The 12,604-nt window shown below is 64.4% G+C and carries 14 protein-coding genes and 1 tRNA gene; 8 read left to right on the forward strand and 7 right to left on the reverse strand.

The annotated features are described in order from the left end of the window. The 4 genes from Q7T26_10855 to Q7T26_10870 form a co-directional block, all read right to left on the reverse strand. On the reverse strand, window positions 1–1,004 hold a 1,004-nt coding region (locus Q7T26_10855), incomplete at its 3' end, for an ABC transporter substrate-binding protein (GenBank protein MDO8532640.1). A 210-nt stretch (window positions 1,005–1,214) separates the two neighbouring features. After that, window positions 1,215–1,517, reverse strand: a complete 303-nt coding sequence (locus tag Q7T26_10860; GenBank protein MDO8532641.1) for a hypothetical protein — start codon at window positions 1,515–1,517, stop codon at window positions 1,215–1,217. Beyond that, a complete protein-coding gene (locus Q7T26_10865) occupies window positions 1,430–1,750 on the reverse strand; it encodes an NAD(P)H-dependent oxidoreductase (GenBank protein MDO8532642.1) in 321 nt (106 codons plus the stop codon). The genes Q7T26_10860 and Q7T26_10865 overlap by 88 nt, the downstream gene beginning before the upstream one ends. Next, on the reverse strand, window positions 1,747–2,283 hold the full coding sequence (locus Q7T26_10870; GenBank protein MDO8532643.1) for a DUF3090 family protein: 537 nt from the start codon (window positions 2,281–2,283) through the stop codon (window positions 1,747–1,749). Before Q7T26_10870 ends, Q7T26_10865 begins: the two co-directional genes overlap by 4 nt. A gap of 99 nt (window positions 2,284–2,382) precedes the next feature. On the opposite strand from Q7T26_10870, the gene Q7T26_10875 reads away from it, so the two are divergent. Beyond that, complete coding sequence (locus tag Q7T26_10875; GenBank protein MDO8532644.1) at window positions 2,383–3,402, forward strand: ROK family protein; 1,020 nt, start codon at window positions 2,383–2,385, stop codon at window positions 3,400–3,402. Here the strand turns inward: Q7T26_10875 and Q7T26_10880 are convergent. From Q7T26_10880 to Q7T26_10890, 3 genes are read right to left on the reverse strand one after another with little or no spacing between them, the layout of a single operon-like run. Next, on the reverse strand, window positions 3,399–4,322 hold the full coding sequence (locus Q7T26_10880) for a HEAT repeat domain-containing protein (GenBank protein MDO8532645.1): 924 nt from the start codon (window positions 4,320–4,322) through the stop codon (window positions 3,399–3,401). The two genes, Q7T26_10875 and Q7T26_10880, sit on opposite strands and share 4 nt — an antisense overlap. An 8-nt stretch (window positions 4,323–4,330) precedes the next feature. Beyond that, window positions 4,331–5,638, reverse strand: a complete 1,308-nt coding sequence (locus Q7T26_10885; protein MDO8532646.1) for a metallopeptidase TldD-related protein — start codon at window positions 5,636–5,638, stop codon at window positions 4,331–4,333. A 2-nt stretch (window positions 5,639–5,640) separates the two neighbouring features. Further along, window positions 5,641–7,011, reverse strand: a complete 1,371-nt coding sequence (locus Q7T26_10890) for a TldD/PmbA family protein (protein MDO8532647.1) — start codon at window positions 7,009–7,011, stop codon at window positions 5,641–5,643. A gap of 160 nt (window positions 7,012–7,171) precedes the next feature. On the opposite strand from Q7T26_10890, the gene Q7T26_10895 reads away from it, so the two are divergent. The 7 genes from Q7T26_10895 to Q7T26_10925 all read left to right on the forward strand — a co-directional run. Then, the gene (locus tag Q7T26_10895; GenBank protein ID MDO8532648.1) at window positions 7,172–7,408 is read left to right on the forward strand and encodes a hypothetical protein; all 237 of its coding nucleotides are present in this window, start codon (window positions 7,172–7,174) and stop codon (window positions 7,406–7,408) included. 9 nt (window positions 7,409–7,417) lie between these two features. Next, a complete protein-coding gene (locus Q7T26_10900) occupies window positions 7,418–7,912 on the forward strand; it encodes a hypothetical protein (protein ID MDO8532649.1) in 495 nt (164 codons plus the stop codon). A gap of 327 nt (window positions 7,913–8,239) precedes the next feature. Further along, on the forward strand, window positions 8,240–9,283 hold the full coding sequence (gene argC, locus Q7T26_10905) for an N-acetyl-gamma-glutamyl-phosphate reductase (GenBank protein MDO8532650.1): 1,044 nt from the start codon (window positions 8,240–8,242) through the stop codon (window positions 9,281–9,283). A gap of 89 nt (window positions 9,284–9,372) precedes the next feature. After that, window positions 9,373–9,448: transfer RNA gene (locus tag Q7T26_10910), tRNA-Glu, on the forward strand. Between the two features lie 51 nt (window positions 9,449–9,499). Then, a complete protein-coding gene (locus Q7T26_10915) occupies window positions 9,500–10,708 on the forward strand; it encodes a toll/interleukin-1 receptor domain-containing protein (GenBank protein ID MDO8532651.1) in 1,209 nt (402 codons plus the stop codon). Between the two features lie 36 nt (window positions 10,709–10,744). Beyond that, window positions 10,745–11,899 (forward strand): acyl-CoA dehydrogenase family protein, encoded by a 1,155-nt coding sequence (locus Q7T26_10920; protein ID MDO8532652.1) that lies wholly within the window; start codon window positions 10,745–10,747, stop codon window positions 11,897–11,899. A 133-nt stretch (window positions 11,900–12,032) separates the two neighbouring features. Beyond that, the coding region (locus Q7T26_10925; GenBank protein MDO8532653.1) for a 4-hydroxy-3-methylbut-2-enyl diphosphate reductase at window positions 12,033–12,604 on the forward strand (572 nt) is incomplete at its 3' end.

The raw sequence follows: 12,604 nt of genomic DNA on the forward strand, positions 1-12,604 counted from the left end.
GCCTGCCGCACCAGCTTGTTGCTGACCGGGTACTTAGGGTCTTGTGCGTGGATGTGGATGGTGGAGAAGAAGTCTTCCGGCTTGCTGAAGGTGCGGATGCCGGCCTGCTGGACCTCTTTCTTGCTCACGAGCGGTATGGACGCGATGTCCGCTTCCTTCGTCCGCAGCAGAGCGATGCGCGTGGTCGGCTCCTTGACGTTGGTGAACACCAGGCGTTTCGCGGGCGGGTTCGCCATCATGCGGTGCTTGCCCACCGACTCAAACTCGAATTTCTGGCCGGGGTCGTTGGAGACGACCTTGTAGGGGCCGCTTCCCACGGGCTTGGCGGCGAAGTCTTTTTCGCCGACCTGGTCGAAGTATTTCTTGGACACCACCATGCCTTCAAGGCTGATGGACAACGGAGACAGGAAGTGGGGCAGCAGCGCCTGGGTGCCCTTGGTGGAGACGGTGTAGGTGTACTTGTCCTTCACCTCTACCTTGTCGATCATCGCCTTGAACAGGGAGACATAGGTCACAACCGCGCGCTTGTCGGTGACCAGACGGTCGAGGGAGAACTTGGCGTCGTCCGCGGTGACCTCCTCCCCATTCTGGAACATGCTGCCGGGCTTCAGCTTGAACGTCCAGCTTTTGCCGTCCTCGGACTGGCTCCACTCCGAGGCCAGGCCCGTATCCGTGGTCAGCTTGCCGTCCGCCGCCGTCCCGACGGTATACTCGTACAGGTACTCGATGTCAAACTTGCGGTCGGATGTCTCCAGGATGGGGTCGAAGGTGTTGAAACCTGGGAAAGGCAGGGCGATGACGAGCTTGTCCGCCTGGGCGGGCGCCCGCACGGCGGGAGTGGGCGGAGTCGCCGCGCGCGTGGGCTGTGGCGCGCTGGGAGGCTGCGCGGCGGGCGCCGCAGGCGGGGCAGCGGCGGGGGCGCAGGACGCGGCCACCAGCACAAGCGCTCCGAAGAGCGGAGCGATCCACGCGAGCAACTTGACAGTCCTGGGCTTATGGTTCATAGGACCTCCTTTGTGCACTAGGGGACTTGCCGCTGCGCCAGGCGTGACCCCTGGCCGGACGGAAGATGTGTGCACCGTATTTTACATATTCGAGCCACGTTGTCAAGGCGCGGGGTGTGCGGCAAGCTGAGCATCCGACTGGTCCCGTTGGGAGCGGACAAAGCAATGAGGGGCGGCCAGCCTATTCCGCTGTACGGTCAGCGGTCACTCTTAATCGCGCTTCCGCGCCAGACGCACCGCGACTCGCGCGACGCGCTCCCCGAGCGCCCGGGCCTGCTCCACGTCGTCCGCGTTCACCGCGCCGGAGCCAGTCGCGCCGTAGTACGAGCCGGAGGTCTCCATCCGGCAGTTCCACGCCGTGCGCGCGCGCTGCGGCGGCAGCCCCACGACGATCAGGCCGTTGGCCAGTATCCAGTGAATGAGCGTCAGCAGCGTGAACTCGATGCCCGCGGAGCGGGAGGCCCGCCGGCGAAGGCCGCGCCCACCTTGCCCGCCAAGGAGGCGTCCTCCCACAGGTCTCCCAGGGAGTCGAGCCACAGCTTGAGCTTGCCCGTGACGCCGCTCCAGTTGGGCGAGCCGAGCACCAGCGCGTCGCAGCGGTCCAGGTCCTGGCGGGATGCTTCGTAAACCGTCCGAAGCACGGCGCGCCCCGCTGTGCGGGGGGCCACGCCCTCCGCCATGCCCTGGGCCAGCGGCCCGATGAGACGGCCACGGCTGTCGTAGAGCACCAGGACGTGGATGGTCACTCCAGTTTGTCCGGGCCGGTGGCCGTGCGGTAGCCGTTGTGCCGGGGGCACACGTGGCCGGTGGGGTCCAAGGCGCCGCCGCAGAGCGGGCAGGGGGGGCGGCCCGCGGCGACGATTGCTCTGATATGGCCGCTGAGGGCGCGCATCTGTTCCTGGGTGGCGCCGCACTCCAGGGTGGGCGGCCCGTCCTCCTGCGTATCCTCCTCGTGCAGGATAAGCACCAGGTGGCCGGTGGTCTCGTTGTAGCCCATCGCCAGGCGCCCCACGCGGAACTCGCCGGTGGGCGCGCCCTCTCGGGGTTTTCCCTGACGCGGCGCCCTGGCCGAAGGCTGGGGCATGAACGTCTTCCCCGCAAGTTTGGCCAGGGTCTGGTCAATGGCCTCGGCGAGGGCCTGGAGCACTGCTTTCTCCAGCCATGTCCGTACCCATCGCTCTCCCTGCCCAACCTCCAGGAAAAAGGCGCGGTTGCCCGGCGCGCCCTGGGCGCTTGCCGCAAGGTGGGTTACCGTTGCGAAATGGTAGCGCGGGGACATACGTGGTCTGCCTCGTCATGTCTGGCCGTCGCCAGCGCCCGCGCTGGCGCAACGTTCTGATTCTAGCGGGAACCCGCCGGTGTGGCTAGGGGAGCCTCCATGCTATACTGCGCGCGGATTTGCTCGGAGGGCGTGGCGCTGGACGGGAAACGCGCGTTAGCCATAGACCTTGGCGCCACCCGCTGCCGGGTGGCGTTGGTCCGTCGTGATGGCGTGGTAGAGCGCAAGGAAGAGTTCTCCACGCCTCGGACGCCGGGGGCGGGCCTTGGCCGCCTGGACAGGGCCGTCCGGTCGGTGTTGGCGGAATCCGAGCGCGGCAGCGTTTGCGGACTAGGCGCCGCCGTCGCAAGCCCCGTTGACTCGCGCACCGGTACACTGCACCATCCGCCCAATCTTCTGGAGTGGGATGGCGTATCCCTGAAGGGGGAGTGGGCCGCCGGGCTGGGCCTGCCCGTTTACGTGGGCAACGACGGCAATCTGGCCGCGCTGGGCGAGCACCGCTACGGAGCGGGGCAGGGCGCCAGCGATGTCATCTATCTCACTCTCAGCACCGGCATCGGCGGCGGCGTCATCACTGGCGGGCGACTGCTGGAAGGCGCCTGGGGCTACGGCGGCGAGCTGGGTCACATCACCATTGATCGGAACGGCCCGCGTTGCAACTGTGGCAACATAGGCTGTTGGGAGGCGATTGCGTCCGGCACCGCCATCGCCCGACGGGCCAGGGAGAAGCTGGCTGCCGGCGCGCCCAGCTTGCTTCGGGAGATGACGGGCGGCGTTCTGAACAGGGTGGACGCGGCTCTGGTTGCTCAGGCTGCCCGCGGGAAGGATGCGGTCGCCTGCGCCTTGCTCAAGGAGGTGGCCCGGGACCTGGGAGTGGGAATCGTGAGCCTTGCCCACGTGTTCAACCCGGAGCTCGTCATCATTGGGGGAGGGGTGGGCCGCGACTGGCCGTTGCTGCGGCCCGTGACCGAGCTCTACGTCAGGGCACACGCAATGCCTGTCATGCGCAGGCGGCTGAAGCTGGTCACGTCGGCGCTGGGGGATGACGCGGGCCTGGTGGGTGCGGCGGCTCTCGTCTTTGACAGGGAGGCGGCGGAAAGCGGCTCGTCCGCGGTCTAGAAACTACCAGGGTCAAGCGGGTCTTCCTCTGACTCAAGCTTTTGCAGGGCTTCCTCCGCGGCCTCCCTGATGTGCGGGCTAGTGCTCTGGCGGAGTTGCAGCAGGGCTTTCCTGGCGGTCGGCCCGCCGATAGAGCCCAACGCCTGGATGGCGGCGTCGCGCACCTGGGCGTCGGCGTCGCGCGCCAGAGGGATAAGGTACGGGACGGTTGTCTCTTCGCCCGTTTCGCCGCAGGCGCCGGCCGCCTCGCAGCGCAGCTCCGGGTCCTCGCTGGACAGGGCCTGGACCAGGATGGGCAGCCACTGCTGGTCGCAGTTGCGGCCCATGCCGAAAAGGGCGCTGGCCCGCAGCTTGGGGTCCGGGCTGTTGTAGGCATTGCGCAGGATCTCTTTCACGCGCGGGACGTTGGAGAAGGCGCCGATCGCCTCGATGGCGCGTCGGCGGACCTCGGGGGCCTTTGCGCCGTTCTCAATGACCGTGAGCATCGCTTTTTCCAGCTTGGGTCCGTCCCGGGACAGGAGCTTCCCCAGCTCCGCCAGCATCGTGTAGCGCCCCAGGGCGACGGCCGCGGCCGCTCGTATGCGCTCCTTGGGGTCGTTCAGCATCAGCGTGATGAGTGGGTCAATGAGGGAACGGTCCTCGGAATCGGACAGGCCCGCTATGGCCTTCTCCCTGACGTCTTCGTCAGGGTCTTGCAGGCACACGCGAAAGACGGCGGCGAAGTCCAGGTCGGCGTTGTCCTCCGCCAGATCAATAAGGCGCGAGAGTACCTGTCGCCGCCGCTCGATGTCAAGCGTCACCCAGCTACGCCGGAAACACTCAACCTCCTCCGACGTCATGGCGGAGACGTGAATGAGCCGCGCCGTACTGAGCGGCGTGTTGGCGTCTTGAAGCTCGGTGAGGTAATGCTCCAGGACCATCGTTCTTTCTAGCCCTTCGTGGAGACCGAGACGCCCTGACAGCAGAAAGCCGGCGTCAGGAGGGCGCCTCCCACCCACTTGCGCTCCCGAGAGAGCGCCAGGCCCTGTTTCAAGACCTGGTACATGTTTCCCGCGACCACGGTATTCTTCACGCGCCCAACGATCCGGCCCTTCTCTATTTTATAGCCGAGCAGAACATTGCCGCTGAAATCGCCGCCGACCACGTTGGTCTGGCCGGCGCCCAGGAGTCCTTCCACCAGCAGGCCGTCGGGGATGTCCGCGAGCATGTCCTGGTAGGGCGTGCCGCCCGGTTCGACGATGAGGACGCCGAGCGCGGGGGATGGCACGTTGCCCATCCCACGATCAGCGCTCCCCGTGCTGCGGGTGCGCGCCAGCCCCGCCGTCTGCAAGTCATACAGGAACTGCTTGGGGACGCCGTGGTCCACCAGCATGATGCGCTGGCTGGGCATGCCCTCGTCGTCGCAGATGCGGCTTCCCGCGCAGTCCGGGTACATGGGGTCGTCCCACAGGGTCAGGCCCTGGTCGAATATCTTCTGGCCGAGCTTGTCCACCAGGGGCGAGGCTCCCTGGAGCACCGTCTTGCCGTTGAGGGCCATCGCCAGGGAAGGCTCGAAGACCTGTGCGACGGCATCATGCGAGAAGACGACGGGCACGGGCCCTGACGGCGCGGGGGCCGTCTCGCGGGCGTACTCCAGTTGCTGGAGGACTGTGTCCGTAAGCCTCCGGTGGTCGAGAATGGGGTGCGGCGAGACCTCGTGGTCGCCGACGAAGAGCATGTCGTTCTCGCGCACGCGGTTGCCTTCCAAGGCCATGGCGCAGACGCTCTTGATGTAGCTGACGGCGCATCCGTTGCTGTTCATGATGCTTACCGTGGCCACGGCCCGCGTCACGCGCGCCTCGCACTGGAGGCCGTCGTGCTCGCGGCGCACCCGGTCAATCATAGACTGGCCCAGTTGCACCATCTCCTCGATAGTTACCTTCTCCACGGCGGGGTCGTAGCCATCCACAGAGGAGTATTCCACTCGGCCGGGGAGAGTGAACCTGGCCTCCGCGCCGTAGGGCGCCACCTCCAAGGTGCGTTGGAGCAGCCCATCCTGGTCATTGAGGTTGTTGGTGGAAGAGACGCCAACGCGCCCGTCCTTGACCAGGCGCAGAATGATCCTCTCCGTCTCGCGGCTCTGCAGCAGCTTCAGCCGGTTGGCCTCGAAGATGACCGGCGTCTCCTTCTGGGAGACGTGGAACACTTCGGCCTGCTCCGCGACCCTTTTCGCCTTCTCCAGGAGACCTTCCAGCACGTTCACTTGCCTCCCACCAGAAGGTTGCCGATGCGGATGTGCGGGCTGCCGTCGGAGACGGGGAGCGGTATCTGGCCGCCCTTGCCGCAACCGCCTCCCTGGTTCATGTGCAGGTCGTTGCCCACCGCCTCAACGTGCTCAAGGGTGGCGAAGACGTTGCCGGAGAGCATGACCGGGCGCAGCATCTCGGCGACTTTGCCGTTGCGAATCATGTACGCCTCGCCCGCCGAGAAGGTGAACTGCTCCATGCTGGTCATGCCGCCGTACCAGTTGCGCGCGTACACGCCCAGCTTGATGTCCGAAATCATGTCGTTGAAGCTGACTTTCCCCTGCTCGATGTAGGTGTTCGTCATGCGGACGATGGGCGGGAACCGGAAGTCCAGCGCCCGCGCGTTGCCCGTGGCGCTCTCCTTCATCTTGCCCGCCGTTTCCCGCGAATGCAAGCGGCCTACAAGATAGCCCTCCTTGATGAGGTACGTCTTGGTGGAGGGCGCGCCTTCATCGTCGTACTTGAAGCTGCCGCGCAGGCCGGGCACCGCCGCGCCGTCCACGATGTTCAGCATGGGCGGGCCGAACTTCCGGCCCAGCGCCATGATCTTCTTCATCTCCTCGTGTTCATACAGGAAGTCGGACTCGGAGAGGTGGCCGAAGGCCTCGTGGGTGAAAACGCCCGCCAGGATGGGGTCAAGAACCACGGTGTGTTCGCCGCCCTTTGCGTAGGGGGCCTTCAGCAGGGCCACGGCCCTCTCGGCGACTTCCTTCACCTGCGCCTGGATGCCCTGGACGACCGTGAAGTCGCCGTTGGACCCGATGCTGATGGCCGCTTGCTGAACGTCGCTGTCGGCGCGGGCCATCGCGGACAGGCGGAACGAGACGTCAACCTTGTGCTGCTCGATGTAGGCGCCTTCGGACGTCGCAAAGGCAATCCGACGCTGGCTGTCGGAGTAGCCCATGATGGAGGTAGTGACGCCTGGAGTGCTCCAGACGATCTCGTTGTACTCGTCCAGCAGCGCTTTCTTGCGGGGCAGGGGAACATCCAGCGGGTTCACCTTGCCGATGAAAGGCGGCACGATGTCCACGATAGGCTCCACGGGGGCGAGCTGGATGGCCTCCGAGCTGGCGAGGCGGGCCTGGCGCACGGCCAGCGCCACCTTGTCGCGCAAGCCGGTGGGTGTATTGAAGCTGACGAACCCCCAGCCGCCTTTGACCATGGCGCGGACGCACCCGCCAAGGGTGGTAGTCCGGCCAATGTCCTCCAGGTCCCGGCCTCGGTAGATTATCCGGGAACCCTCCGCCTCTTCAACCCGCACCTCGATGTAATCGGCGCGGTGTCCCTTGAGCGCGGCCTCAATACGGTCGCGTAGCTCCGCCATATTCAAAGCCTCAACACGGAAAGACGTAGCGAAAAATGGGCTTGCCCCGCATTATAGCAAAAGCCTTTGGGGGCCGACAGGGGCGTCTGTCCGTTGTGCGTCCTACGGCCTCGTGCTAGACTGGCGTCTCTGTCATAGCCCGGAAGGACACGAGGCGCGAATGCCACGCAGTTCAAAACGGTCGCCCGCTACTCGCAGACCCGTCGCACGGGCCGGACGGCCGTCCCTGACCGTCGCGGAGATCATGCGTCGGCTGAGCGCGGAGTATGGGCCTGTCACCGCGCCGCGCCGGTGGGACCCCGTGTCCGAGCTGGTCTACACCGTCCTCTCCCAGCACACCTCGGACGCCAACTCCACGCGCGCCTGCGCCAGCCTGCGGGCCGCCTTTCCCGCGTAGGAGGATGTCCTGGAGGCCGACTCCGATCGTCTGGCGGAGGCTATCTGGGCAGGCGGGTTGGCCCGCGTCAAAGCGCCGCGCATCAAAGCCATTTTGCAGGCGATAAAGGACAAGCGTGGCCGTCTGGAGTTGGACTTTCTGCGGGACATGTCCGTGCGGGAGGCCCGGGCGTGGCTACTGCAGCTACCCGGCGTCGGGCCGAAGACTGCGGGATGCGTGCTGCTCTTCGCGCTGGACAAGCCGGCGATGGTGGTGGACACCCACGTCCACCGCGTGGCGAAGCGGCTGGGGCTGCTGTCCGCGCGCTGCACGGCGGACCAGGCGCACGACGTGCTGGAGGAGCTGACGCCGCCGGAGTTGTACCTGCCGTTCCACATCTACCTCATCACCCACGGGCGCCGCGTGTGCAAGGCCCAGCGCCCCCGCTGCGAGGCGTGCGTCCTGGAGAACGGCTGTCCCAGCAGCACGCTGCGGACGACGCAGAAGAAACGCGACGAACGGTAGCGCGAACATTGCGCTTTTGTCGTTCGACGATTGGCAGGGCAGCGTAGATTCCTCGCGTTGCTTAGAATCACAGCCTATGTTCTGTCACCCCGAGCCCTTCGTCGTGCTCAGGGTAAACTCGCGAGGGGTCTCCCCCGCGAGGACCTATTGGGGAGATTCCTCGTCCTTCAAAGGAAGGACTCGGAATGACATAGCATGTGGCATTGTCCTCATTAGGGGCGCAGGGGACGGAGTCCCCGTCGGAGAGTCTGGGGGGCACCTCTCTCCCTTGCGTATTTCGTCGCGCGTGACCTATACTGAGCTTTGTCGTTCTGTCTGGAGGCGCGTATGAGCAAGCCACGGGTCGGCATCATCAACGTCACGGGCTACGCGGGCGTGGAGCTGGCGCGTATCCTGGCGCGTCACCCCGGCGTGAGCCTGGTGGCGGTCACGGGCCGCAGCGCCGCCGGGCAGAAGCTCGGCCAGTTCTTCCCGCACCTCGCGGACATTGACCTCACCATTGAGGCGGACATTGCAACGCCCGTGGACGTCGTTTTCTCCGCGCTGCCGCACAAGGACAGCGCCCTGCGCGTCGCGCCGCTCGTCGAGAAGGGTGTGCGCGTCGTGGACATCAGCGCCGACTTCCGCCTGAAGGACCTGGCGGTGTACGAGCAGTGGTATGGGGTGAAGCACCCCGCGCCGGAGCTAGTCAAGGAGGCGGTGTACGGGCTGACGGAGCTGTACCGCCCGCAGATCAAGAAAGCGCGCGTCGTCGCCAATCCGGGCTGCTATCCGACCAGCGCCATCCTGGCCCTCGCGCCTCTCGCCCGCGAGGGGCTGATCACCGCCGACGTCATCGTGGACAGCAAGTCGGGCGTCTCCGGCGCGGGCCGCGCGCTGGACGTGAAGTTCCAATTCGCGGAGGCCAACGAGAACGTCGCCGCGTACGGGCTGGACGGGCACCGGCACATGCCGGAGATCGCCCAGGAGCTGGCCGCGCTGCGGTCGGGGTACGAGCCGCGCATCACCTTCATCCCCCATTTGATTCCCATGACGCGCGGCATTCTGAGCACGTGCTACGCCTTTCCCGCCGACCGCCGCATCACGCCGGACGCCGCGGGCAAGAAGCATCTCATGGAGCTGTTCCGGCAGGCGTACAAGGGCGAGCCGTTCGTGCGCGTGGTGGACGCGCCGCCGGGGACGAAGCTCACGCTGGGGAACAACATGTGCCTCATTCACCCCACGCTGGATACGCGGACGGGCCGCATCATCGTCGTGAGCTGCCTGGACAACCTGGTGAAGGGCGCGGCGGGCCAGGCGGTGCAGAACATGAACCTCATGCTCGGCCTGCCGGAGACGACGGGGATAGACGCCTTCGCGCTGTACCCGTAGGGCGCTTACCGAAACGGGCCGCTCACCCTGAGCCTGTCGAAGGGCCGGCGTCTCCCGTCCTCTATCTGCTATACTGGGCTGTGTCGCGTGCCCCCATCGTCTAGAGGCCCAGGACAACGGCCCTTCAAGCCGTCAACAGGAGTTCGAATCTCCTTGGGGGTACCAACCCTTCCGTAGGCAAGTGCCCGCTCGTAATCATGACTCGCACGAGACTCTATGACATACGAGAAAAAGCTCCGAATCTTTATCAGTTATGCTGGCGATGACGGCAAGGACTGCGCCCGCCGGGCAAAGGAGTTTTTTCGCTCTAGCAGACACGACCCGTATTTGTGGCCCCATGACAACAACCCCGTTGATCGCGTTTGGAAGCAAATTTCTGAGCAAATTGCATTCAGCACAGATTTGATGTTCTTCATTTGCACTAAAGGAAGCTCATTCTCTTATGGTCAACAGATGGAGATTGAGTATGCGATTAAACACAAAAAGCCTATAGTAGTCGCAAGTTTGGACCGAGCACCCGTCCTTGTAGTGCTAGGCCCCTTTGTAAGGCTAGACTGGAGCGCCGCCGAGTTTGACGCTCGATGCCTAGAGTTTGCCAGAAAGCTTCCAGAGTACGTCTCCCGAGCCTCTGCCATTCAGCCAGCGGAATCGGAGGCAAAGGGCTTAGAAGCGGAGGATCGGCGAACCAGATATATTCAGGAGCTCAGCGCTAATGTTGGCCAGCTTGATGGTGGGCGCGTTGAGAAGTACAAGGGGACGATTCTTCAGTCTTATTTGGAGGCCACTCGGCTTCGTTATCTAGTGCCAGTGACACAAGTCCTCAGCCGTATGGAAGCTTTGGGCTTCGAGCGTATCGAGCTCTGGGCTCTGATAAAACTGCAAGACTTTAACGACCCAAAGTTTGCATGGGATGGCTACTTTAGAGGTGTAGGCCGGTGGATTGCTGGGCAAGAGCTACGCTACCTACACGAGGCTATTATTCAACAGGTCGGCCAAAGTTCTCCAAACACCAAAGTCTTATCCCGTTCACATCCGGAATTTCAGGTACTTGTAGACTATATTCAGGAGCTAGAACACTTGAAACTAACTCCCGACAGGCTTCTAGCTCCAGTCGAAATGATGGTTCCCTTTTACAAGTTTTTCGAGTATTCATCAGAAGGTAGAGTTGAGTATTTCCAAATAGGGCGCAGCCGATTGGCCGTAAGCTGGTCGCATGAGAGCGCGCCGTTAGACCGCTTCATATTGTTCGACCATCAGGCCTGTATCTGGAAGGTACTCCCTGATTCCAATAGCGGCACAGCAATCACTATAGCTCTCGGCCAAAGTAAGCTGTATCCGGACAAGGTCGGATATGGAGTGGAAACGTGTGTGAAGTGTGAAATCACCCGCCCCGAAGCATTCCGAACGTTGCTAACGTCCCAATGAGCGCATAGCGTAGCGTGGAGGCCCCCCCCCGTGGTAATGTCGCTCACCGAGTCCCAGAAGCAGGTCGTGGCGATGGTCCGCGACTTCGTGAAGCGCGACATCCTGCCCATCGCCATGGAGTACGAGCACGGCGACCGCTATCCGTTCGAGGTCGTCGAGAAGATGAAGCGGCTCGGCCTCTTCGGGTGTATCATCCCCGAGCAGTACGGCGGCATGGGCCTGGACTTCGTGACCTACGCCCTGGTCATCGAGGAGATATGCAAGGGCTGGATGTCTGTCTCCGGCATCCTCAACTCCCACCTCATCATGTGCCACATTGTCGCGCAACACGGCACGGAGGAGCAGAAGCGCCGCCTCCTGCCCAAGTTCGCGAGCGGCGAGAAGCGCGGAGGACTCGGCCTCACCGAGCCGGACTGCGGCTCCGACGTGCAGGCCATCAAGACCGCCGCTGTCCGCCACGGCGATGACTACGTCATCAACGGGCGCAAGACCCTCATCACCAACGCTCTCCACGGCAACGCCTTCGCGCTGCTGACCAAGACGGACACGAAGGCCAACCCTCCGTACAAGGGCATGTCCTGCTTCATCGTGGAGAAGGGCGAGCCGGGCTTCACCGTGGGCAAGGAGTTCCACAAGCTCGGCTACCGCGGGCTGGACACCTGCGAGATGATGTTCGACGACTTCCGCTGTCCCGCCGCCAACCTGGTGGGCGGCCGCGAGGGCGAGGGCTTCCAGCAGGTCATGAGCGGGTTGGAGGTCGGGCGCATCAACATCGCGGCGCGCGCGGTGGGCGTCGCCACCGCCGCCTTCGAGGCGGCCATCCGCTACGCGCAGCAGCGGCAGACCTTCGGCAAGCCCATCGCCCAGCATCAGATCATCCAGACCAAGCTGGCGGACATGGCGACGGAGCTGGAGGCGGCGCGCCTGCTCACCTACGCCGCCGCGAGCAAGAAGGACGCGGGCGAGCGCGCGGACCTGGAGGCGGGCATGGCCAAGCTCTTCGCCAGCGAGATGTGCCTGCGCGTCAGCTTCGAGGCCATGCGGATTCATGGCGGCTACGGCTACGTGAAGGACTACCCGGTGGAGCGCTACTTCCGGGACGCCCCGCTGATGATCATCGGCGAGGGCGCGAACGAGATACAGAAGCTGGTCATCGCGCGGAACCTGCTACAGAAGTACAGGGCTGGCTGAGCCGGGCGTCGCAGCGTGACATAAGCGCGTTGCCGAAGGCGGCGCATAGCGGCTGTCCTTGACGCATTGGGAGTGCTGGTATAGAATGGCACGAAGCGCCGCGTCAGCGGCGCGATGTGGGAGTGCGCATCGAGTGCAGATCATCAAGGCCGAGGACCTGGGCTTTTGCTTCGGGGTCCGGCACGCCATCAAAACGGCGGAGCAGATGGCCAGGCAATACGGCAAGGTGGATACCCTGGGCGACCTTGTCCATAACACCCAGGTCGTGCAGCGGCTGGAACAGCAGGGTGTCCGCATCGTGGACAAGTTCGACGACGTGGATGGCGCGAAGGTGATGTTCACCGCCCACGGAGTCGGCGAAAAGGTCTATGACGAGGCCCGCGCGCGCGGGCTTCAGACGGTTGACGCCACCTGTCCTCTCGTCCGCAACGTTCAGCAGGCTGTCCGCGACCTGGCGAACCAGGGCTTCTTTGTCCTGGTCTTCGGCGACAAGGACCACGTGGAAGTGCGGGGCGTCCTCGGCTGGGCCAACGGGCAGGCCCTGGCGGCTACGGAGGCCCGCTTCGACGCTATGACGGTCCGCCGTTGGAACAAGGTCGGCATCGTCTCTCAGACCACCCACGACCCCCGGCGGTTCACCCAGTTCGTCAATAGCTTCATCTCTCAATACCACGATGACGTGCAGGAAATCCGGGTCATCAACAC

It is taken from the genome of Dehalococcoidia bacterium (assembly GCA_030648205.1).
In the GTDB taxonomy this organism is placed as follows: Bacteria; Chloroflexota; Dehalococcoidia; order JAUSIH01; family JAUSIH01; genus JAUSIH01.